Below are 20,254 nucleotides of genomic sequence, written 5' to 3'. Positions count from 1 at the left end.
GTGCTGCGGGTGCTGACCTGGAACATCCGCACCGGCGGCCGGGACCGGGGCGGCCCCGACCGGCAGGACCGGCTGCTCACCGTGCTCACCGGGCAGCGGCCCGACGTCCTCGCGCTCCAGGAGCTGCGCGGCTTCGACGCCGGCGCGCTGGCCGGGCTCGCCGCCCGGCTCGGGATGCGCGGCCACCTGGCCCGCTCCTGCTTCGGGCAGCCCGTCGCGGTGCTGGTCCGCCCACCATGGCGGGTGGTGGGCGCCGGCCCGCTGCGCCGGCCGTTCCACCACGCCGCCCAGCGGGTGGTGCTGGCCACCGGGGCCGGCCCGCTCACCGTGCTGAGCACCCACCTGGATCCGTACTCGGGCACCCGTCGGCTGGTCGAGGCGGGCTGGGTGGCGACCGCGCTGCGCCGGGCGCCGGGGGAGTTGGCGCTGCTGGCCGGCGACCTGAACACCCTCGACCCGGTCACCGATCACACCGACCGGATCAGCAGGCTGGCCCCGCCGTACCGTCGCCGGCACCTACGCCGGGACGGGCGGACGGTGGACAGCCGGGCGGTGGCCCGGCTGCTCGAGGCCGGCCTGGTCGACCTGTACCCGGTCGGGACGCCGGACGAGGGGCTGACCGTGCCCACCCGGCACGGCGGCGGCGAGTTCGCCGGGATGCGGCTGGACTACCTGCTCGGTACGCCCGCACTCGCCGCCCGGGTGCGTAGCTGCCGGGTGATCCGCGGTGGTGCGACGGAGTACGCCTCCGACCACTACCCGGTCGTCGCCGAGCTGGACTTGACCCCGGCCTGAGCGGCGGCAAGACCGGCCGCGCGGGCGTGCAACCCTTTCCGCTCCGGCAGTCATCGGTACGGGTGAAGTCGCGCGGACCGGAGCGGGGAGTGGCCGATGCAGGCGACACAGCAGCAGGAGTACGTCGAGTTCGTCACCGGGGCCACCCCGAAGTTGCGGCGCACCGCGTACCTGCTGACCGGCGACGGCGACCGGGCCGACGACGTGGGGGATGGGGCCTTCGCGCTCGCCGCCGCCGTACGACAGTTCGACGGCCCCGACGCCATGGCGACGTGGCAGCCGGTGTAGCAGCTGGGTTGGCTCGCGGCGGCCGGACCGCGGTGTCTGACCGTGGCCAACCGGGGCGGCGGCCGTTGCCCCGGCTGGCTACGGTGACCCGGTGATCGACCCCGCGCCGCCCCGGCCGCAGGCACCATCCGATGCCCTGGCGCCGCCCCGACCGCCGGTCCCGTCCGATGCTCCCGCGCCGCTGGTGGCCGCCGTCGCCCGTGGGATCGCCCTCGTCGTGGTGCTGCCGGTCCGGCTCGCCTGGGAACTGGTCGCGGCCATCGGAGCCGCGCTGCACCGGTGGCTGCTCGCACCGATCGGCCGGTTCGTCGACCGCTGGCTGCTGCGCCCGCTGCGGTGGCTGCTGCACCACGCGCTCTGGCTGCCGCTGGTCTGGCTCGGGCGCGGCCTCGCCTGGGCCGCCCGGACGCTGATCTGGCAGCCGCTGGTCTGGCTGTTCCGCAACCTCGTCTGGGTGCCGCTGGTGTGGCTGGGGCGGGGACTGGCCTGGCTTGCCCGCAACCTGGTCTGGGTTCCGCTGGTGTGGCTGGGGCGCGGGCTCGGCTGGCTGGCGCGCACGGTGGTCTGGGCGCCGCTGGCCTGGTTGGCGTACCACCTGGTGTGGCTGCCGGCGGCGTGGCTGGCCCGCCGGCTCGCGCCGCTCGGCCGGCTGTTGCTGGCCGGGCTGACCGCCGCCGGCCGGTGGCTGCGGCGCGGGGCGGCGGCCGTCGTCCGGGTGCTGCTCCGCGCGGCGGCGGCCGTGGCCCGGGTGCTGCTCGGCGTGCTCCGCTGGGCGTGGTGGGCGGCCGGCCGGCTGCTCTGGTGGGGGTACGTCGTCACGCTGCGGCCGTTCGTGCGCGGGGCGGGCTGGCTGTGGCGGCACGCCGTGGTGCCGGTGGGGCGGGCTATCGCCGCCGCCTGGCGGGCCACCGTCACCCCAACCGCCCGCTGGCTCCGGCACGCCGTCCTGCACCCGATCCGTATCACCACCCGCGAGGTGCTGGTCGCCCTCGGCCTCCGCCGCTGACCGCCCCGCACACTGCCGGCGCGCGTCAAGCAAAGCGGATCTTGGTAGGAAACGGCCCCACAAGGGCCACTACTACCAAGATCGCTCCGCGGGCCGCGCTCCGCGGGCCGCGCGGTTCAGAAGACGAGGTTGAGCAGGACGGTCAGGACGATCGAGGCGACCAGCGAGAAGAGGATCATCAGCAGGCAGCCGACACCGCCGCCGAGCGGGCGGATCTCCACGTTTCCGAAGCGCATCGGGTCACCCTTTCGTGGACGGATCGAGGAAACGGCGGATCGCGGCGGCGACCTGCGCCGGTGCGGTGGTGGCGACGTTGTGCGCGGCGCCGGGCACCACCACCTCCCGAGCGTCCGGCACGAGCCGGGCCAGTTGGGTCCGCCAGGCCGGCGGCACCACCGGGTCCCGGGCGCCGGTGACCACCAGGGTCGGGGCGGCGATCCGGACCAGGTCCGCCTCCACCGTGTTGCGCACCGAGTGGGTCAGCGTGGCGGAGACCCGCCAGGGACGGGCGTCCCACACGTCGCGGAGCAGGATCGGCGCCTGCAACGGCGCCTCCAGGACGGTGTCCACGAGGAACCGGCCGATCTGCCCCCGCCGGGAGCGGGCGGTCGGGTCGGTGGTCGGCCCGGCCAGCACCACCGCGCGGACGGCGTCCGGGTGGCGGGCGGCGACCGCGGCGGCGACCTCCGCACCGAACGAGTGCCCGACCAGGCAGACCGGCGGCAGCCGGTACGCGGCCAGCCAGGCGGCCAGGTGCGCCGCGTGCCCGGGTACGTCGTAGGCCGTGCCGGGGCGGGCGGAGAGCCCGAAGCCGGGCAGGTCCGGCACGTACACCGGATGGCTGGTGGCCAGCGCCAGCGCCAGCGGGGTGAGGTAGCGGTGCGAGACGGCCAGCCCGTGCACCAGCACCACGGGCGGTGCGTCGCTGCCCGGGTCGCCGCCGCGGCGGGTGTGCGTCCGCAGCCCGGCGACCAGCCGCCATTCGCTGGTCAGTCCGGCCGCCGGGCGCGGTGCGGCGAACGCCAGGCGGAGGTCCGCCGGGCCGAAACGCCCCGGTGGGATGGCCGGGGTCGACGGTTGCGTCGCCCGGCCGGGCGCCCCTGGTCGGGGTGCGCCCACCGCCCGTTCCACCAGGTCGGGCCACCCGTGCTGGCGGCGCGGGCTGGTCGCGGTTCCGGCCGGCTTCGCCGCCGGCCGTCGTCCCGGCCTCACGGCTGGCGCCGCGCGGCTCGCGCGGCGCCCCCCGGGCCGGGCCGCCTCCGGCTCACAGTTCGCGCAGTCGCGGGAGCAGCTGCTCCTGCGCCCAGTCCAGGAACATCGGCTGGCTGTCGGCGCCCACCTGCACGATCGCCACGTGGGTGAAGCCGGCGTCGACGAACTTCTTGAACGCCTCGACGTGCCGGTCCACGTCCGGCCCGCAGGAGATGCCCTCGGCGACATCCTCCTCGCGGACGAACTGGGTGGCCGCGGCGAACCCCTCCGGGCCGGGCAGCTCGGCGTTGACCTTCCAGCCGAGCCCGAACCAGCGGAACTGGTCGTGCACGATCTTGCGGCACTCGGCCTCGTCGGGGCCGTAGCAGATGGCCACCTGCCCGTACCGGGGCTGGCCGGCGCCGCCGGCGTCCTCGAACAACTCGATGATGTGCGGGTCCGGTTCGGTGGCGATGACGCCGTTGCCGTACTCGGCGGCGAGGGTGGCCGACTGCCGGCCGGAGGCGGCGATCGCCATCGGCACCGGGGTGTCGGGGCGGTCCCAGACGTACGCGTCCGGCACGTCGTAGTGGTTGCCGGAGAAGGTCAGTGTCTCCCCGTTCAGCAGCGGCCGGATGATCTGCAGCGCCTCCTCGAACATCTCGTGCCGCTGCTGCACGTGCGGCCAGCCGCCCACCACGTGCTCGTTGAGGTTCTCCCCGGCGCCCAGGCCGAGGGTGAACCGGCCGTCCGAGAGCACTCCGACGGTGCTCGCCTTCTGCGCCACCACCGCCGGGTGGTAGCGGCGGATCGGGCAGGTGACGAAGGACATCAGCGCCGCCCGGTTGGTGGCGTGCGCGACCGCGCCGAGCACCGACCAGGCGTACGGGGAGTGCCCCTGGGAGTCCAGCCAGGGGTAGTAGTGGTCGGAGACGACGAGCTGGTCGAAGCCGGCCGCCTCGGCCCGTACCGCGTGGTCGACCAACTGCTTGGGACCGGCCTGCTCGCACATCAGGGTGTAGCCGACGCTGACCATGACGCCTCTCCTTCCGACCCGGGCGGATCATCCCCGGATACCCGGGCGGGCGTCGGTCAACCCTCCCGTCCGGTTCGTCGGTGGCGTCCGAGAGCCGGACCTTAACCGGTTCATTGCGTTCCCGAACCCATCGGCCTACGCTGATCCCTGCGCCGGGATCCGGGCGGCGGCCGTCGGGCTGCGGTCGCCTCTCCCTGTCAGTTCCCTCCCCACCGGGCAGTGGGGGTCCTCCCGTTGAGGAAGGCCATGAAGACACGACTCACCGCCGCCGGCGCGGCCCTGCTCGCCCTCCTGGCCGCCGTGTTGGCGTTCGGCCAACCGGCGCAGGCCGCCGCCGGCTTCACCGTCGCCAACGGCAAGCTCTACGACGCCAACGGCGCCGAGTTCGTCATGCGCGGCGTCAACCACGCGCACACCTGGTACCCGCAGCAGACCAGCTCGTTCGCCGACGTCAAGGCCCTCGGCGCGAACAGCGTCCGGGTGGTGCTGGCCAGCGGCCAGCGCTGGACCCGCAACACCAACGCCGACGTCGCCAACGTGATCTCGCTGTGCAAGGCCAACCGGCTGATCTGCGTGCTGGAGGTGCACGACACCACCGGCTACGGCGAGCAGAGCGGCGCGGCCAGCCTGGACCAGGCCGTCGACTACTGGATCAGCCTCGCCGACGTGCTCACCGGCGAGGAGGAGTACCTCATCGTCAACATCGGCAACGAGCCGTACGGCAACCAGGGGTACGCGGCCTGGACCACCGACACCAGCAACGCGATCAAACGGCTGCGCGCCGCCGGCTTCGACCACACGATCATGGTGGACGCCCCGAACTGGGGCCAGGACTGGGCGTTCACCATGCGCGACAACGCCACGTCGGTGTTCGCCGCCGACCCGGACCGCAACACCGTCTTCTCCGTCCACATGTACGGCGTCTTCGACACCGCCGCCGAGATCAGCGACTACCTCGGCCGGTTCCGCAGCGCCGGGCTGCCCATCGTGGTCGGCGAGTTCGGCCACAACCACTCCGACGGCGACCCGGACGAGGAATCGATCTTCTCCTACACCCAGGCGAACGGGATCGGCTGGCTCGGCTGGTCGTGGAGCGGCAACGGCGGCGGCGTCGAGTACCTCGACATGGCCACCAACTTCAACCCGGCCAGCCTGACCGGCTGGGGCCAGCGCATCTTCAACGGCGCCAACGGCATCCGGCAGACCGCCCGGGAGGCGACCGTCTTCGGCACCCCGCCGACCACGCCCCCGCCGACCACGCCGCCCCCGACCACCCCGCCCCCGACCACCCCGCCCCCGACCACCCCGCCGCCCACCACCCCGCCGCCCACCACCCCGCCGCCCACCACCCCGCCGCCCACCACCCCGCCGCCCACCACCCCGCCGCCCACCACCCCGCCGCCCACCACCCCGCCGCCGGGCGGGTGTACGGCCAGCTACACGGTGGTCAACCAGTGGCCGGGCGGCTTCCAGGGCGAGGTGAAGGTGACCGCCGGGTCGGCCGCCATCACCGGCTGGACGGCGACCTGGACGCTCGCCAACGGCCAGGCGGTCAACCAGTCCTGGAACACCAGGCTGACCAGCAGCGGGTCGGCGGTCACCGCGCGCCACGTGGACTGGAACGGCCGGCTCGGCGCCGGCGCGAGCACCAGCTTCGGCTTCATCGCCAGCTGGAACGGTGCCAACGCCGTGCCGGCGGTGAGCTGCGCCGCCAGCTGACCGGCGAACAGCACGTGGCCGGGCCTTCGCGCGGGCCCGGCCACCCCGCCGGTCCGGCACTCGGCGAAGCGCAGGTCAGGACAGGGCGACGCCCTCGGCGGTGGCGAGCCGGGCGGCCCGTACGGTGAGGTAGCGCTGCTCGGGCAGGCTGGTGGTCAGCCCGGCGGCAAGCCGGTAGTGGTGTACCGCGCGATCGCGGTCGCCGGCCATCTCGTACAGGTGGGCGCGGGCCGCGTGTAGCCGGTGGTGCCCGGCCAGCCGCGGGTCGTCGGCCAGGGCGGCGAGGGCGTCCAGTCCGGCGGCCGGGCCGTGCACCATGGCGGTGGCCACGGCCCGGTTCAGCGCCACCACCGGGCTGGCGGAGTGCCGTTCCAGCACCTGGTACAAAGCGAGGATCTGCGGCCAATCGGTCTGCCCGGCGGTGGGCGCCTCGTCGTGCAGTGCCGCGATGGCCGCCTGGAGCTGGTACGGCCCGACCGGCCCGCGCGGCAGCGCCCGGGTGACCAGCGCGACGCCCTCGGCGATCAGCGCCGCGTCCCAGCGGCTCCGGTCCTGCTCGGCCAGCGAGATCAGCTCGCCGGTCGGCCCGGTCCGGGCCGCGCTGCGGGCGTCGGTGAGCAGCATCAGCGCCAGCAGGCCGGTGACCTCGCTGTCGTCGGGCAGCAGCGCGTGCATCGCCCGGGTCAGCCGGATGGCCTCCTCGGCCAGGTCCACCCGGCGCAGCTCCGGGCCGAGGCTGGCGGTGTGCCCCTCGGTGAAGATCAGGTAGAGCACGTGCAGCACCGCGGCCAGCCGCCGCTCGCGGTCCCGTTCGTCGGGCATCCGGAACGGCAGGCCGGAGCTGCGGATGCGCTGCTTGGCCCGGCTGATCCGCTGGGCCATGGTGGCCTCGGGCACGAGGAAGGCGCGGGCGATCTCGGCGGTGCTGAGCCCGCCCACCGCGCGCAGGGTCAGCGCGATCTGCGAGGCCGGCGAGAGCGCCGGGTGGCAGCAGAGGAAGAGCAGCACCAGGGTGTCGTCGCGGTCGGCCGTCAGCTGCTCGTCGGCCGCCGGCACGACCTGCCGGTCGTCCGGTTCGCGCCGGGCGACCAGATCCTCCCGGCGCCGCCGGGCCGCCTCGCCGCGGACCAGTTCGACCATCCGGCGGTACGCGACCTGGATGAGCCAGCCGCGCGGGTTGTCCGGCAGCCCGTCGCCGGGCCACTGGGTCGCCGCCGCCAGCAGCGCCTCCTGCACCGCGTCCTCGGCGGTGGCGAAGTCACCGAACCGGCGCGCGAGCACGCCGAGGACCTGCGGCGCCAGCTCGCGCAGCAGGTCCTCGACGGGTCGGTCAGGTGCGGACAGGCGTCACATCTCCTGCGGTGGCGCGGACATCACCGGGTGGACCTCGATCGGCATGTTCAGCGGACGGCCACCCGGGCCGGGCGCGGTGGAGATGTGCGCGGCGATCTCGACGGCCCGCTCCGGGCTGTCGGTGTCGACGATCCACCAGCCGGCGAGGAACTCCTTGGTCTCGGCGAACGGGCCCTCGGTGACCACCGGCGCCCCGTCCGCGCCGGCCCGGACGATCTTCGCCTGCGCCGGCCCGGCGAGCCCCTCGCCCTGGACCCACTCCCCGTCGGCGACCAGCTTCGCGTTGACGTCCCCCATGAAGCCGATGTGCGCCTGGATCTCCTCGGGCGTCCACGTCTCGATCGAGGGGAAGTCGGTGCCCGCCGAGCTGAACTGCATCAGCAACATGTACTTCACGTCTGGCTCCTCACGTCTGCGCACCATCATCGGTGCTCTCACCCTGAGGTAGAAGCAGGCGCACCCGTTCTCGACATCCCCGGCGGAGAAATTTCCGGCGGATCTCCGGCCGGGCCGGGAGAGCCTCAGTCCAGCGCGGTGACCTCCAGCAGCAGCGCCTGCTCCGGGTGCAGCGCGGGCAGTTGCAACCCGGCAGTGCCCAGCGCCGCGCCGGTCAGCGTCGTGCCCGTGGCCAGCCACGGCGGCGGCACCCGGTCCAGGGTCGCCGGTCCGGGTCCGTCCCCCGCCGGCCGGACGGTGTAGCGGCGCCGCCGGTCGAGGCCCGGCAGCCGGACCGGGCCGGGCACCTGGGCGACCGAGGTGGCCAGCCGGGTGACCGCGTACACCGCCCGGGAGCGGTCGTGGGCGACCACGCCGTGCGCCCAGACGGCCGGGTCGGGGTGGTCCACCCGGACCACCCGCCCGGCGTGCAGCAGCGGGCGGAGCCGCTTGTGCAGCGCCACCCAGGCGGCCAGTTCGACCCGCTCGGCGGGCTCGATGGAGCCGATGTCCCACTCGATGCCGTAGTGGCCGAAGAGTGCGGTGGCGGCCCGGAAGCCGAGGTCGTGCACCCGGTGGGTGGTGTGCGAGCGCTCCGGTCCGATGTGGCTGCCGACCAGCTCGGGTGGGAGCAGCAGCCCGGTCCAGCGCTGGATGGCCAGCCGCTCCAGGGCGTCGTTGCAGTCGCTGGCCCAGACCCGGTCGGTGCGGGCGAGGATCTCCAGGTCGACCCGGGCGCCGCCGGAGGCGCAGCTCTCGATCTCCACCGCCGGGTGGCGGCGGCGCAGCTCGTCGAGGAGCCGGTACACCGCCAGGGTCTGCTCGTGCACGCCGGGCCGGCCGTGGTGGCCGGCGTCGGTGAGGTCCCGGTTGTGGTCCCACTTGAGGTAGCCGATGCCGGGATGCTCGGTGAGCAGCGCGTCCAGCCGGTCCAGCAGGTATGTGTACGCCGCCGGGTTGGCCAGGTCGAGCACCTGCTGGTTGCGCCACGGCGGGGGCAGCCGGCCGGGCACCGCGAGCACCCAGTCGGGGTGGGCGCGGAACAGGTCGGAGTCGGGGTTGACCATCTCCGGCTCGACCCAGAGCCCGAACCGCAGACCGCGGGCGGTGACGTGCTCGATCAGCGGGTGCAGCCCGGCCGGCCAGACGCCGTCGTCGACGTACCAGTCGCCGAGCCCGGCGGTGTCGTCGCGCCGGCCGCGGAACCAGCCGTCGTCGAGCACGAACCGTTCCACGCCGATCTCGGCGGCGTGGTCGGCCAGCGCGCGCAGCCGGTCCAGGGCGTGGTCGAAGTAGACCGCCTCCCAGACGTTCAGGGTGACCGGGCGGGGGCCGCGCGGGTGTCCCGGCCGGGCGCGCAGGTGGGTGTGCAGCACGTCGCTCAGCCCGTCCAGGCCGGCGTCGGACCAGGCCGCGTAGAGCAGTGGGGTGGCGTACTCCGCCCCGGGGGCGAGCAGCACCTCGCCGGGGGCGAGCAGCTCGCCGCCGCCGAGCGTGGACTCGCCGGTGGGCCGCCGCTCGGCGAAGGTGACGTGGTCGCCGCTCCACGCGGTGTGCACCGCCCACACCTCGCCGTGGCCGAACCCGAACCCGGCCGTGCCGGCGACCAGCAGCAGGGTGGCGTCGTGCCCGGTGCGGCCGTGTCGGCCCTCCCGGACCCAGGCGCCCATCGGCCACGGGTGCCGCTGCGGCGCGCGTTCCCGGCACCACCGGCCGGTCAGGTCGAGCAGTTCGGTGGCGACCGGCGGCACCGGCAGCACCGGGGTCAGCTCGCGCAGTTCATACGCGGTGGCGCCGGTGTTGCGCAGCCGGTGGCGCAGCAGCAGCAGCCCGGTCGGGTCCAGCTCGATCTCGACGGTCAGCGACAGCGCCGCGTCCGCGTCGACCGCCCGGACGGTGACCCGGGCGGATCCCGTGCCGCTGTCGGCGACGTCGAGGTCGTCCAGCCGGAACGCGGTGGACCAGGCGGCTCGCTCCCGGTGCCCGGCCAGCGCGGGGCGGCCGCTCCAACCGGCGCTCGCCTCGGGCAGCAGGGACAGCACGGTGGGCGTGTCGAAGCTGCTCGGCACCACGGGCGCGATGCTCGCCTCGGCGAGTTGCCGCAGCCCGTCGGCGTCGAGCGGGCCGAGGTCGCCGCCCCAGTGCACGACGCGCGGCAGGCCGGGGCCGCGCGCGTCGAGCACCAGGTGCGTCCCGCCGCGGTGCAGGTGGACGATCGTCATCCCTTGGAAGCTCCCAGCGTCAGCCCCCGGACGAACTGCTTCTGCAACAGGAAGAAGATGACCAGGGTGGGGATCGCGACCAGCACCGAGCCGGCCGAGACCAGGTTGTTGTCGGTGAAGAACTCGCCGCGCAGGTTGTTCAGCGAGCTGGTCACCGGGAACTTGTCCCCGGTGCGCATCAGCACGGTGGCCCAGAAGAACTCGTTGTAGATCCAGGTCACCTCCAGGGTGGCCAGCGCCGCCAGGGCGGGCCGGCACAGCGGCATGGTGACCTGCCAGTACTGCCGCCAGACGCTGGCCCCGTCGACCATCGCCGCCTCGTACAGGTCGCGCGGCAGCGCCTTCATGTAGTTGCTGAGCACGAAGACGCAGAAGCCGCACTGGAAGGCGACGTTGACCAGGATCAGCCCCCAGTAGCTGTCGTACAGCAGTTCCGAGTCGCTCATGAACGCCGGCAGCGGTACCTGGGTGAAGAGCCGGAACAGCGGGATCAGCAGGGCCTGCTGGGGCAGCAGGTTCGCCGCGGTGAACAGGCCGAGCAGGACGATGTTGACCTTCCAGCTGAACCGGGCGATGACGAACGCCACGCAGGAGGCGAGGAAGAGGGTCAGCAGCACCGCCGGCACCGTGATGTAGACGGAGTTGAGGAAGTGCTGGCCGAACTCGGCGGTCCGCCAGGCGGTGACGTAGTTGTCGAGGGTCCAGCCGCCGAACGAGACGTACCCGTTCGCGGCGGTGTACTCGTAGGAGCGCAGCGAGGTCAGCACGGCCCAGAGGATCGGGAAGAGCCAGCCGAGCGCCACCGCGATGAGGAAGGCGTGCAGCACCACCCGTTGCGGGCGCAACGGCCGACGCTGCCGGCGCGGGGCGGCGGCCAGGTCGGCCGCGCGGGGCGTCGTCGCGGTGCTCATCGGCGCCCCTCCCGCATCACGGTGGCCAGGTAGATGGTGATGAAGACCAGCGAGACGACGAGCATGATGGTGGCCAGCGCCGAGCCGAAGCCGATCCGGCTGGCCTCGCCGACCACGTTCTGGGTGACCAGCGCGGAGAGCAGTTCCAACCCGTTGCGGCCCTTGTTGACCACCCAGACCAGGTCGAACGCGCGCAGCGACTCGATCACCGTCACCACCAGCACGATGATGTTGATCGGGCGGAGCACCGGGAACACCACCCGGAAGAAGGTGCTGGCCTCGGAGGCGCCGTCCACCGCCGCGGCCTCGCGCAGCGACGGGTCGACGCCCTTCAGCCCGGCCAGGTAGAGCAGCATGATGTAGCCGACGTGCCGCCAGGCGGAGGCGACCAGCACGGCCCAGATGTTGACGTCCGGGTCGCCGTACCAGTCGACGTCGGTGCCGAACACCCCGTTGATCAGGCCCTGGTCGCGGGAGTAGAGCAACTGCCAGACGAAGCCGATCAGCGCCAGCGAGAGCACCACCGGCAGGTAGAGCGCGGTCTGGTAGAACCGGCTGCCGCGCAGCTCCTTGTCGAGCAGCACGGCCAGGAACATCCCGAGCGGGGTAGCCACCACGAACAGCGCGGCCAGCCAGAGCAGGTTGTTCTGCACGGCCGGCACGAACGGCGGGTAGATCTGGACGACGTCGGCGTAGTTGCGGCCGCCGACCCACTCGATCTCGCTCAACGGGCCGATGCCGTCCCAGTCGGTGCCGGAGAGCGCCACCGTGGCCAGCGCCGGCAGCCAGACCAGGCCGACGACGAGCAGCAGCGGTACGAGCACCATCAGCGCGATCACCACGCGGTCGGTGCGGGACAGGAGCCGTAGCCGGCGGCCACGGCCACCCGTGGGGGTGGCCGCGGCCGGCGACGGCACGGCGCGATCCGCTTGGATCAGGGGCAGGTCGGACACGGTTGTCCTCCCCCTCTCGCCGTCAGTCGGTGAAGATCGACTTCTTCTGGTTCTCGATGCTGGTCAGCAGGCCGCTGATGTCCTTCGGGTCCTTGATGAACTGCTGGAAGGCCGGGATGATCACCGTCGAGGCGAAGTCCGGGCGGGTGTCCCGGTCCAGGAACTGGGCGATCTCGGTGGCCGAGCCGACCAGCTCGGCGGCCTTCTTCTGCAGTGCGGTGTAGCCGCTGGTGTCGGCCTGGCCGTTGGCGACCAGGGTGCTCGGGTCGTTCTTCACGGTGATGTCCGCGGCCGCCTTCGAGCCGAGGTACTCCAGCAGCTTCTTGGCGTTGTCCTCCGCCTTCGGGCGGCGGGCCATCATGTAGCCGTCGATCGGCGCGTCCAGGGCCTTGGCGCCGATCGCCGGGTCGATCTCGGGGAAGGTGAAGAAGTCCAGGTCGTCCTGCTCGTCGTTGTTGAACTGCTGGCCCACGAAGAGCCCGAGGAGGTACATGCCGGACTTCTTCTGCTGCAACGACTGGGCCGCCTCCTGCCAGGTGCGTCCGAGGCTGTCCGGCTGGTGCAGCGGCAGCAGGCCCGCCCAGGTGTCGAAGACCTTCTTCACCTTGTCCGAGGTCCACGCCTCCTTGCCGGCCATCAGGTCCACGTGGAACTGGTAGCCGTTGATCCGCAGGTTGAGGATGTCGAAGGTGCCCATCGCCGGCCAGCCGTCCTTGTCGGCGAAGGCGATCGGGATCAGGCCGTCCTTCTTCATCTGCCCGGCGAGGTTGGTCAGGTCGTCGAGCGTCTTGGGCACCTGGTAGCCGTACTGCTGCCAGACCGACTTGCGGTAGAACATCGCCCACGGGTAGTACGACGCCGGTACGAAGTACTGCTTGCCGTCGTCGCCGGTCGACGCCTTCTTGAACGCGTCGGAGTAGCCGGAGAGCTTGCCCCACACGTCGCTGAGGTCGCCGGCCAGCCCGCGGGCGGCGAAGAAGCGCATCCGGTAGCCGGCGAACCAGGTGAACACGTCGTCCGGCTTGCCCTGGAGGTAGTTGTTGATGTTCTCCTGGAACGTGTTGTGGTCGACGGTGTTGATCGAGACCTGAAGGCCGGAGGAGGTCTGGAACCCGTCCATGACCTTGGCGATGACGTCCTTCGGCTTCGGGTCGGACTGGTTGGAGCCCAGGGTGACCGTCTTGCCGCCCGACCCACCGGAGTCGGAACCACCGCAGCCGGCGAGCAGGCCGGTGCCGAGCAGCGCGCCGGCGCCGGCCGCGCCGGCCAGCAGGGACCGCCGGTTCAGGCCGGCGACGGAGGGCGGTACGAGACGGGCCAGGTACTCGGCGTGGGATCGGGGACGGGACATGGTGCCTCCTGCGGATGAGAAGGTGCGCTGCGCCCGAGGGCCGTCAGTGGTGGCGGGGCCGGCCGGTCGTGATCCCACATCCGGATCCACCGTGAATCCACATTGGCGAACACGAACTGCCAGTGGCGCCTCAAGCTACTCGCCGATCCGTCGCTGTCAAGGGGTAGGTCAGGCACCGATAACCCAGTCGTGACAAGGCCGTTACGAGGTAAACGTTGGAAACCTGGTCGATGTTGGAAACTGTTGACTTGCCAACGTCGTCGGGGCACGCTCTGCTGCCATGCGGCGATGGCAGGGCGATCACATCTACTTCGGTGCCGACTACAACCCCGAGCAGTGGCCCGAGCAGACCTGGGCCGAGGACGTCGAGCTGATGCGCCGCGCCGGGGTCAACCTCGTCTCGGTCGGCATCTTCTCCTGGGCGCTGCTCGAACCGGAGCCGGGCCGGTTCGAGTTCGGCTGGCTGGACCGGGCGCTGGACGTGTTGCACCGCGGCGGCATCCAGGTGGACCTGGCCACCGCGACCGCCAGCCCGCCGCCCTGGCTGGCCCACCGGCACCCCGAGACGCTGCCCCGGCGGGCCGACGGCGCGGTGCTCTGGCCGGGTGGCCGGCAGGCGTACTGCCCCAGCTCGCCGGTGTTCCGCGAGCGCTCGCTCGCGCTGGTCGAGGCGGTCGCCACCCGCTACGCCGAGCACTCGGCGGTGGTGATGTGGCACGTCTCCAACGAGCTGGGCTGCCACAACGTGCACTGCTACTGCGAGGTCAGCGCGGAGGCGTTCCGTCGTTGGCTGCGCGAGCGCCACGGTGACCTGGACCGGCTCAACGACGCCTGGGGCACCACCTTCTGGAGCCAGCGTTACGGCGACTGGGCGGAGGTGAACCCGCCACGGCTCGCGCCCACCTTCGCCAACCCCACCCAGCAGCTGGACTTCCTGCGCTTCTCCTCGGACGAGCAGCGCGCCCAACTGCGGGCCGAACGCGAGGTGCTGGGCCGGCTGGTGCGGCAACCGGTCACCACCAACTTCATGATCGGCACCGGCATCAAGTACCTCGACTACCACTCCTGGTCGTCCGACGTGGACCTGGTCGCCAACGACCACTACCTCACCGCCGCCGACCCGGACGCGCACGTCGGGCTGGCGCTGGCGGCCGACCACACCCGCGGGGTCGCCGGCGGCGCGCCGTGGCTGCTCATGGAGCACTCCACCAGCGCGGTCAACTGGCAGCCGCGCAACGTCGCCAAGACGCCGGGGCAGCTGCGCCGCAACAGCCTGGCGCACGTCGCCCGCGGCGCCGACGGCGTGCTGTTCTTCCAGTGGCGGGCGTCCCGGGCCGGCGCGGAGAAGTTCCACTCCGCGCTGGTGCCGCACGCCGGGCCGGAGACCAAGGTGTTCCGCGAGGTGTGCCGGCTCGGCGCCGACCTGGCCAACCTGGCCGAGGTACGCGGCAGCCGGGTGGACGCCGAGGTGGCCATCCTGTTCGACTACGAGGCGTGGTGGGGTGCCGAACTGGACTCCCACCCCAGCGTCGACGTCACCTACGGCGACCGGCTCCGGGCGCTCTACGACTCGCTCTGGCGGGCCGGCGTCACGGCCGACATCGTCCACCCGTCGGCCGACCTGTCCGGCTACCGGCTGGTGCTGGTGCCCACGCTCTACCTGGTCAGCGACGCGCACGCCGCGGCGCTGCGCGCCTTCGTCGCCGCCGGCGGCACCGCCCTGGTCACCTACTTCAGCGGCATCGTCGACGAGCACGACCACATCCGGCTCGGCGGCTACCCCGGCGCGTTCCGGGACCTGCTCGGGGTCCGCACCGAGGAGTTCTTCCCGCTGCGGGAGGGGGAGCGGGTCAGCCTCGACGACGGCTCGACCGCCGACGTGTGGACCGAGTGGCTGCACGCCGAGGGAGCGCAGGTGCTCGCCGCGTACGCCGACGGGCCACTGCCGGGGGTGCCGGCGCTGACCCGGCACCCGGTCGCCGCCGGCGCCGCCTGGTACCTCGGCACCCGGCTGGACCAGCCGGCCACCGACCGCCTGGTGGCCCGGCTGCTGGCCGAGGCCGGCGTACGCCCGGCGGCGGCGGCGCCGCCCGGCGTTGAGGTGGTGCGCCGCCGCGACGGCGACCGCAGTTGGCTCTTCGTGGTCAACCACACCGACGCGCCCGCTCGGCTCGACGCCACCGGCACCGAGCTGTTGACCGGTGGGCGGTGCGCCGGTGAGCTGGTCGTACCGGCTGGGGAGGTGGCCGTGGTCCGCGAGGACCGGGCCGCCGGGCCGGCGTGAGACCCGGACAGTGACGGCCGCGAAGGAGGTTACCCAGATGCTGGCCCAGCAGCGGCAGACCGCCATCCTGGAGCTGATCCGCCAGCGCGGCGGGGTACGGGTCAGTCACCTGGTGAGCCGGTTCGGAGTCTCGGACATGACCATCCGGCGCGACCTGGAGGTGCTCGCCGAGCGGGGTCTGGTCGACAAGGTGCACGGCGGGGCGACGCTGGCCGGCCCCGGTTCGGCCGAGGAGCCCGGCTTCGCCGCCAAGTCGATCCGCCAGCAGGCCGAGAAGCGGGCCATCGCCGAGCGGGCCGCCGCGCTGGTCGAGCCCGGCATGGCGATCGCGCTCTCCGCCGGCACCACCACGGCCGCGCTGGCCACCCTGCTCGCCGACGTACGCGGGCTGACCGTGGTGACCAACTCGATCCCGGTCGCCGACGCGCTCTACCAGAACCCCCGGGCCGACCAGACGGTGGTGCTGACCGGCGGCATCCGCACCCCGTCGGACGCGCTGACCGGGCCGGTGGCCGAGGCGGCGATCGGCGCCCTCAACGTCGACCTGCTCTTCCTCGGCGTGCACGGGATGAGCCCGCGTACCGGCTTCACCACCCCCAACCTGCTGGAGGCGGGGATCAACCGTTGCCTGATCAACGCCTCCCGGCGGCTGGTGGTGCTGGCCGACCACACCAAGTGGGAGACCATCGGCATCGCCACCATCGCCCCGCTGGAGGACGCGGACGTGCTGATCACCGACGGCGGGCTGCCGCCCGAGGCGCGGGCCGCGATCGGTGAGCAGGTCGGTGAGCTGATCGTGGTCGACGTGGAGTGAGCCCGTCGCGCCTCCCAGGCAGCTCACAGCGGCGGCGGTTAGGGTGCCGGGTGAGCGTCCCGTTCCAGGGTGGAGCGGGACCGGTGGCACGGGAGTTCGCATGGTCTTCAAGAAGATGTTGAGCGCGCTCGGCGTGGGCGGTCCCAGCGTGGACACCGTCCTGACGAACCCGAACACCCGCCCGGGCCTGACCCTGGAGGGCCAGGTCAACCTGCTCGGCGGGGACGCGCAGGCGAACATCGAGCAGGTCGTGCTCGGGCTGGTCACCCGGGTCGAGATCGAGGGCGGCGACACCGAGTACGCCGGCATCATGGAGTTCCACCGGATGGTGGTCAGCGGGCCGCTCCAGCTGGCCCCGAAGCAGCAGCTCGCCATCCCGTTCCAGCTGCCGGTGCCGTGGGAGACCCCGATCACCGACGTCTACGGCCAGCGGCTGCGCGGCATGACCATGGGGCTGCGCACCGAGCTGGCGGTGGCCCGGGCGGTCGACAAGAGCGACCTCGACCAGGTCAACGTCCACCCGCTGCCGGTGCACGAGCGGATCCTGGAGGCGTTCCAGCGGCTCGGGTTCCGGTTCAAGCACGCCGACCTGGAGCGCGGCCGGATCCACGGGGTGCAGCAGACGCTCCCCTTCTACCAGGAGATCGAGTTCTTCGCCGCGCCGCAGTACGCGCAGACCGTCACCGAGGTGGAGCTGACCTTCGTCACCAGTCGCGACGGCGTGGACGTGATCCTGGAGTGCGACAAGCGCGGCGGCTTCCTCAGCGCCGGGCACGACGCCTTCGGCCGCTACCGGGTCCCGCACACGGACGCCGACCGGGTCGACTGGGCGCAGGTGGTGGACGGCTGGCTGCGGGAGACCACCTCCCGCTACGGCAGCCTGCGCGCCCAGGGCTTCGGCGTGCCGCACGCCCGCGGTCGGGGCCACGGCATGGGCGGCATGGTCGCCGGCGCGGCGCTCGGCGTGGCCGGCGGCATGATCGCCGGCGAGATGATCGAGGACGCCTTCGAGGGCGACTTCGGTGCGGACTTCGGCGGGTTCGAGGAGTGACCCGCTCCCGCCTGCGGTGACGCGAGCACATCGGACGGCGGGTACGAAGAGGCCGGTGGCCTCCGGGATCGGGGTCCCGGGGGCCACCGGCCGTCACGCGGTGCGGGTCAACGCCCGCGGGTCTTGCGCTCCTCGCCGGAACGGCGTGCCGAGCCGGCCTTCGCCAGACCCCGGCTGATCAGGTACGCACCGGTCAGGATGGACAGGTACCACCAGACCTGGTTCGGGTTGTTGAGGTTCAACCCGTTGGTCTCCGGACCCCGCCAGAACGCGGCGATCACCAGGACCGCGGTCGCGGCGGCGTAGATCCAGAACTCGGTGGTCAGGAACGAGTGCTTGGTCTCCGTACCCGGAGACGGCATCTGCTCCCGGTGACCGTCACCCATCACCGGCATCGGCCGGGTTTCCTGCATCGCGCGGTTCTGCACGTCCTGCGCGGGCCGGTTTATCGGCCTGGTGGATGCAGCCTGCGTGCTCATCTTGTCCTCCTCGGATGCGATGAGTCGGTACCTGCACTCCCTCGCCCCGCTACCGCGTTTCGGCCACGGCACGGTTCGCGTTCATGGCGGGGGCACCTCCCGACTACCCGACCCCCCGAGGCAGTAACACCGGGCCACCGGCGGAAATCCGGGATCCGCCGGTGACACCGGGAGCCCGGTGCCACCGGCGGGGCACCTCAGCGCAGGCCGTTGCGGATGGCCACGTCGACCAGCAGGTCCGGGTCGTCGGTGATGATGCCGTCCATACCGAGGTCGATCACCCGCTGCATCACCCGGGCGTCGTTGACGGTGTATGGCACCACCTTCAGGCCGTACCGCTCCCGCAGGGTCGTCACGTCCGGTCCGTGGAAGTATGCCGGGTTCTCCCGCAGGTACCAGTCGGCGTCCGCCACCGTGCCCTGCGCCGGGTCGTGCACCTGCCAGTTCGCCGACACCGTGCCGGCGCCCGCGGCCCGGGTCAGCCGGCCCAGGTCCCGGTGCTGCCACCAGTCCAGCCCACCGGTCCACGGGCTGCGTACCGACCGGTCGCCGTAGACCGCCTGCAGCGAGCACTCGTCGGCGAGGCTGGCGCACTCGGCCGGGCCGTACTGCCAGACCAGCGCGACGGTGCCGATCCGCTTGTTCAGCTTGTTCGCGTATCGGATGGTGCGCCAGTCGAAGGACTGGATGGTCGCGCGGTCGGTGAACCGGGCCCGTTCGATCGCGGTGACCAGCTTGCGGGTGAAGCTGCGGTACGGCTCGGTGTCGGCCACCAGGGGGCTGATCTTGGTTTCGATGTTCAGCCGGACGTCGTCCCGGCCGCTTCGCCGCACCAGCGCGAAGACCTCGTCCAGGGTGGGAATCCGGGCGCCCGGGACGGGCACCTGCGCGGGCAGCTCCGGCAGTGTCCGTGAGCCGCAGTCGATCGTCTTGAGCTGCGCCAGGGTCAGCTCGTGCACCGGCCTGCCCACGTACGGGAACTCCGGGTCGCCGGGGCGGGCCGGGACGGTGTCGACGCAGTGCGAGCCGTTGACCGTCCGGTCGTGCAGCACCACCAGCGTGCCGTCCTCGGTCACCCCGGTGTCCAGCTCCAGAGTGGAGATGGCCCGGTTCTCCAGCGCGTGCGCGAAGGCGGGCAGGGTGTTCTCCGGGCGGGTGGCCCGGCCGCCCCGGTGCGCCTGCACGTCGAACGGCGAGGCGTACGCCGCCGGCAGTCGGTGGCCGCGCTGCGCGAGCAGGCCGCGCAGCCGGTCCGGGTAGTCGGTGATGATGCCGTCCACGCCGTCGTCGATCAGCTTCGCCATCGTCGGCACGTCGTTCACCGTCCACGGGATCACCTTGAGGCCGTGGCGGTGGGCCCGCGCCACCAGCTCCCGGGTGACGTACGGGCGGTAGCCCGGGTCGGTGACGGTGCCGTTCTGTGGGAAACCGTGCACCGGCGAGAAGGCGTCGGCGCCGAAGCTGCGTACGGCCCGGATCGGGTCGCCGCCGAAGTCGTCGATGTCGAGCCCGCCCAGCCACGGCGAGGCGCCCGGCTGGCCGGTCTGCAGGAAGTCGTAGTTGGTCAGCGCGACCAGCGGCAGCCGCGGTTCGACCTGACGCATCCGCATCAGCGCGCCCCAGTCGAAGCTCTGCACGGTCACCTGCTTCAGCAGCCCCGCGTGCCGGATCTCGGCCGCGGTGACCTGCACGAACTGCTCCCGCGGGGCGGTCTCGGTCGGTGCGCCGGCCTCCACCTTGGTCTCCACGTTGAGCGTCACGTCGTCCGCCCGGTACCGCTTGACCAGCGCGAAGACCTCGCGCAGCAGCGGCATCCGGGCACCCGGGACGGCGAGCTGGCCGGGCTTGTCCGCGAGCGTCCGTGACCCGCAGTCCAGGGTCCGCACCTGGGCCAGGGTGAGCGTGTTGACGTACTTCCCGACGTACGGGAACTCCGGGTCACCCGGCGTCACCGGGGCGGTGTCCACGCACTTGGCGCCGCTGACCTTCCGGTCGTGGGTGACCACGGCCTGCCCGTCCTCGGTGATCTGCACGTCCAGTTCCAGGGTGCTCACCCCGAGCTGGAGCGCGTTGCCGAAGGACGCCAGGGTGTTCTCCACCCGCAACCCCAGGCCGCCGCGGTGGGCCTGCACGTCGAATGTCCGGTCCGGTCGCGGTTTCGCCTCCGCGGGCACCGCGAGACCGGTCGCCACGGTCGCCGCCGCCAGGGCCGCGACGGCGGTACGGCGTGCTGTGCGCACGCTGTCCTCTCTCCCTCCGGCGGGGATGTCCCGCCGGTCCGCGGATCAGCATGGGCAGCCGGGGCGGCCGGCAGGCGAGCGGTGGACGACACCCCGGTGAACCGGCGGTGGGGGTTTGGCCGCCCG

Annotated in this window: 17 protein-coding genes; 7 read left to right on the top strand and 10 right to left on the bottom strand. The window is 72.8% G+C overall.

What is annotated here, in order from left to right; genetic code table 11:
• The 3 genes from GA0070609_RS20145 (at position 1) to GA0070609_RS20135 (ending at position 2,089) form a co-directional block, all read left to right on the top strand.
• Positions 1-795, top strand: a complete 795-nt coding sequence (locus GA0070609_RS20145) for an endonuclease/exonuclease/phosphatase family protein (RefSeq protein ID WP_088995217.1) — start codon at positions 1-3, stop codon at positions 793-795.
• Between the two features lie 96 nt (positions 796-891).
• Positions 892-1,083, top strand: coding sequence for a SigE family RNA polymerase sigma factor (locus GA0070609_RS20140; RefSeq protein ID WP_088995216.1), 192 nt, complete (start codon positions 892-894; stop codon positions 1,081-1,083).
• A gap of 91 nt (positions 1,084-1,174) precedes the next feature.
• A complete protein-coding gene (locus GA0070609_RS20135) occupies positions 1,175-2,089 on the top strand; it encodes a hypothetical protein (RefSeq protein WP_157748260.1) in 915 nt (304 codons plus the stop codon).
• A gap of 240 nt (positions 2,090-2,329) precedes the next feature.
• Here the strand turns inward: GA0070609_RS20135 and GA0070609_RS20130 are convergent, their stop codons facing one another.
• Positions 2,330-3,208 carry an alpha/beta fold hydrolase gene (locus tag GA0070609_RS20130; RefSeq protein WP_231928354.1) on the bottom strand — a complete coding sequence of 293 codons (879 nt, stop codon included), beginning with the start codon at positions 3,206-3,208 and terminating at the stop codon, positions 2,330-2,332.
• 145 nt (positions 3,209-3,353) lie between these two features.
• The gene (locus tag GA0070609_RS20125; RefSeq protein WP_088995214.1) at positions 3,354-4,316 is read right to left on the bottom strand and encodes a TIGR03557 family F420-dependent LLM class oxidoreductase; all 963 of its coding nucleotides are present in this window, start codon (positions 4,314-4,316) and stop codon (positions 3,354-3,356) included.
• A 246-nt stretch (positions 4,317-4,562) separates the two neighbouring features.
• Here GA0070609_RS20125 and GA0070609_RS20120 point away from each other — a divergent pair, with 246 nt between their 5' ends.
• Positions 4,563-6,035, top strand: a complete 1,473-nt coding sequence (locus GA0070609_RS20120; protein WP_088995213.1) for a cellulase family glycosylhydrolase — start codon at positions 4,563-4,565, stop codon at positions 6,033-6,035.
• A gap of 75 nt (positions 6,036-6,110) precedes the next feature.
• Here GA0070609_RS20120 and GA0070609_RS20115 read toward each other — a convergent pair whose 3' ends face one another.
• From GA0070609_RS20115 to GA0070609_RS20090, 6 genes are all read right to left on the bottom strand, one after another.
• Entirely contained in the window at positions 6,111-7,379 is a 1,269-nt protein-coding gene (locus GA0070609_RS20115; RefSeq protein ID WP_088995212.1) for an RNA polymerase sigma factor, read from the bottom strand.
• Between the two features lie 3 nt (positions 7,380-7,382).
• On the bottom strand, positions 7,383-7,775 hold the full coding sequence (locus GA0070609_RS20110; RefSeq protein ID WP_231928898.1) for a YciI family protein: 393 nt from the start codon (positions 7,773-7,775) through the stop codon (positions 7,383-7,385).
• Between the two features lie 134 nt (positions 7,776-7,909).
• Positions 7,910-10,045 (bottom strand): alpha-galactosidase, encoded by a 2,136-nt coding sequence (locus GA0070609_RS20105; RefSeq protein WP_088995210.1) that lies wholly within the window; start codon positions 10,043-10,045, stop codon positions 7,910-7,912.
• Positions 10,042-10,956, bottom strand: coding sequence for a carbohydrate ABC transporter permease (locus tag GA0070609_RS20100; protein ID WP_088995209.1), 915 nt, complete (start codon positions 10,954-10,956; stop codon positions 10,042-10,044). The genes GA0070609_RS20105 and GA0070609_RS20100 overlap by 4 nt, the downstream gene beginning before the upstream one ends.
• A complete protein-coding gene (locus tag GA0070609_RS20095; protein WP_088995208.1) occupies positions 10,953-11,909 on the bottom strand; it encodes a carbohydrate ABC transporter permease in 957 nt (318 codons plus the stop codon). The genes GA0070609_RS20100 and GA0070609_RS20095 overlap by 4 nt, the downstream gene beginning before the upstream one ends.
• A 22-nt stretch (positions 11,910-11,931) precedes the next feature.
• Positions 11,932-13,260 carry an ABC transporter substrate-binding protein gene (locus GA0070609_RS20090; RefSeq protein WP_088995207.1) on the bottom strand — a complete coding sequence of 443 codons (1,329 nt, stop codon included), beginning with the start codon at positions 13,258-13,260 and terminating at the stop codon, positions 11,932-11,934.
• Positions 13,261-13,540: 280 nt separating this feature from the next.
• On the opposite strand from GA0070609_RS20090, the gene GA0070609_RS20085 reads away from it, so the two are divergent.
• The 3 genes from GA0070609_RS20085 to GA0070609_RS20075 all read left to right on the top strand — a co-directional run bounded on the left by GA0070609_RS20085 (position 13,541) and on the right by GA0070609_RS20075 (position 17,409).
• The gene (locus GA0070609_RS20085; RefSeq protein WP_088995206.1) at positions 13,541-15,544 is read left to right on the top strand and encodes a beta-galactosidase; all 2,004 of its coding nucleotides are present in this window, start codon (positions 13,541-13,543) and stop codon (positions 15,542-15,544) included.
• A gap of 37 nt (positions 15,545-15,581) precedes the next feature.
• A complete protein-coding gene (locus GA0070609_RS20080) occupies positions 15,582-16,358 on the top strand; it encodes a DeoR/GlpR family DNA-binding transcription regulator (protein WP_088997855.1) in 777 nt (258 codons plus the stop codon).
• 100 nt (positions 16,359-16,458) lie between these two features.
• On the top strand, positions 16,459-17,409 hold the full coding sequence (locus tag GA0070609_RS20075; protein WP_088995205.1) for a sporulation protein: 951 nt from the start codon (positions 16,459-16,461) through the stop codon (positions 17,407-17,409).
• A gap of 107 nt (positions 17,410-17,516) precedes the next feature.
• Here GA0070609_RS20075 and GA0070609_RS20070 read toward each other — a convergent pair whose 3' ends face one another.
• Positions 17,517-17,804, bottom strand: a complete 288-nt coding sequence (locus GA0070609_RS20070) for a hypothetical protein (protein ID WP_172899536.1) — start codon at positions 17,802-17,804, stop codon at positions 17,517-17,519.
• A 281-nt stretch (positions 17,805-18,085) separates the two neighbouring features.
• Positions 18,086-20,128: a glycerophosphodiester phosphodiesterase family protein gene (locus GA0070609_RS33670; protein ID WP_088995203.1), complete on the bottom strand. Its 2,043-nt coding sequence runs from the start codon at positions 20,126-20,128 to the stop codon at positions 18,086-18,088.
• Positions 20,129-20,254: the final 126 nt, after the last annotated feature.

This window comes from Micromonospora echinaurantiaca, from assembly GCF_900090235.1.
Classification (GTDB): domain Bacteria; phylum Actinomycetota; class Actinomycetes; order Mycobacteriales; family Micromonosporaceae; genus Micromonospora; species Micromonospora echinaurantiaca.
This window is presented reverse-complemented; position numbering and strand designations above follow the sequence as displayed.

What these genes read in the sequence shown, in the direction of transcription:
- GA0070609_RS20140 (WP_088995216.1), top strand. Translation starts at nt 892, where the DNA reads ATGCAGGCGACACAGCAGCAGGAGTACGTCGAGTTCGTCACCGGGGCC.
- GA0070609_RS20125 (WP_088995214.1), bottom strand. Translation starts at nt 4,316, where the DNA reads ATGGTCAGCGTCGGCTACACCCTGATGTGCGAGCAGGCCGGTCCCAAG.
- GA0070609_RS20120 (WP_088995213.1), top strand. Translation starts at nt 4,563, where the DNA reads ATGAAGACACGACTCACCGCCGCCGGCGCGGCCCTGCTCGCCCTCCTG.
- GA0070609_RS20110 (WP_231928898.1), bottom strand. Translation starts at nt 7,775, where the DNA reads ATGTTGCTGATGCAGTTCAGCTCGGCGGGCACCGACTTCCCCTCGATC.
- GA0070609_RS20105 (WP_088995210.1), bottom strand. Translation starts at nt 10,045, where the DNA reads ATGACGATCGTCCACCTGCACCGCGGCGGGACGCACCTGGTGCTCGAC.
- GA0070609_RS20100 (WP_088995209.1), bottom strand. Translation starts at nt 10,956, where the DNA reads ATGAGCACCGCGACGACGCCCCGCGCGGCCGACCTGGCCGCCGCCCCG.
- GA0070609_RS20090 (WP_088995207.1), bottom strand. Translation starts at nt 13,260, where the DNA reads ATGTCCCGTCCCCGATCCCACGCCGAGTACCTGGCCCGTCTCGTACCG.
- GA0070609_RS20085 (WP_088995206.1), top strand. Translation starts at nt 13,541, where the DNA reads ATGCGGCGATGGCAGGGCGATCACATCTACTTCGGTGCCGACTACAAC.
- GA0070609_RS20080 (WP_088997855.1), top strand. Translation starts at nt 15,582, where the DNA reads ATGCTGGCCCAGCAGCGGCAGACCGCCATCCTGGAGCTGATCCGCCAG.
- GA0070609_RS20075 (WP_088995205.1), top strand. Translation starts at nt 16,459, where the DNA reads ATGGTCTTCAAGAAGATGTTGAGCGCGCTCGGCGTGGGCGGTCCCAGC.
- GA0070609_RS20070 (WP_172899536.1), bottom strand. Translation starts at nt 17,804, where the DNA reads ATGCCGGTGATGGGTGACGGTCACCGGGAGCAGATGCCGTCTCCGGGT.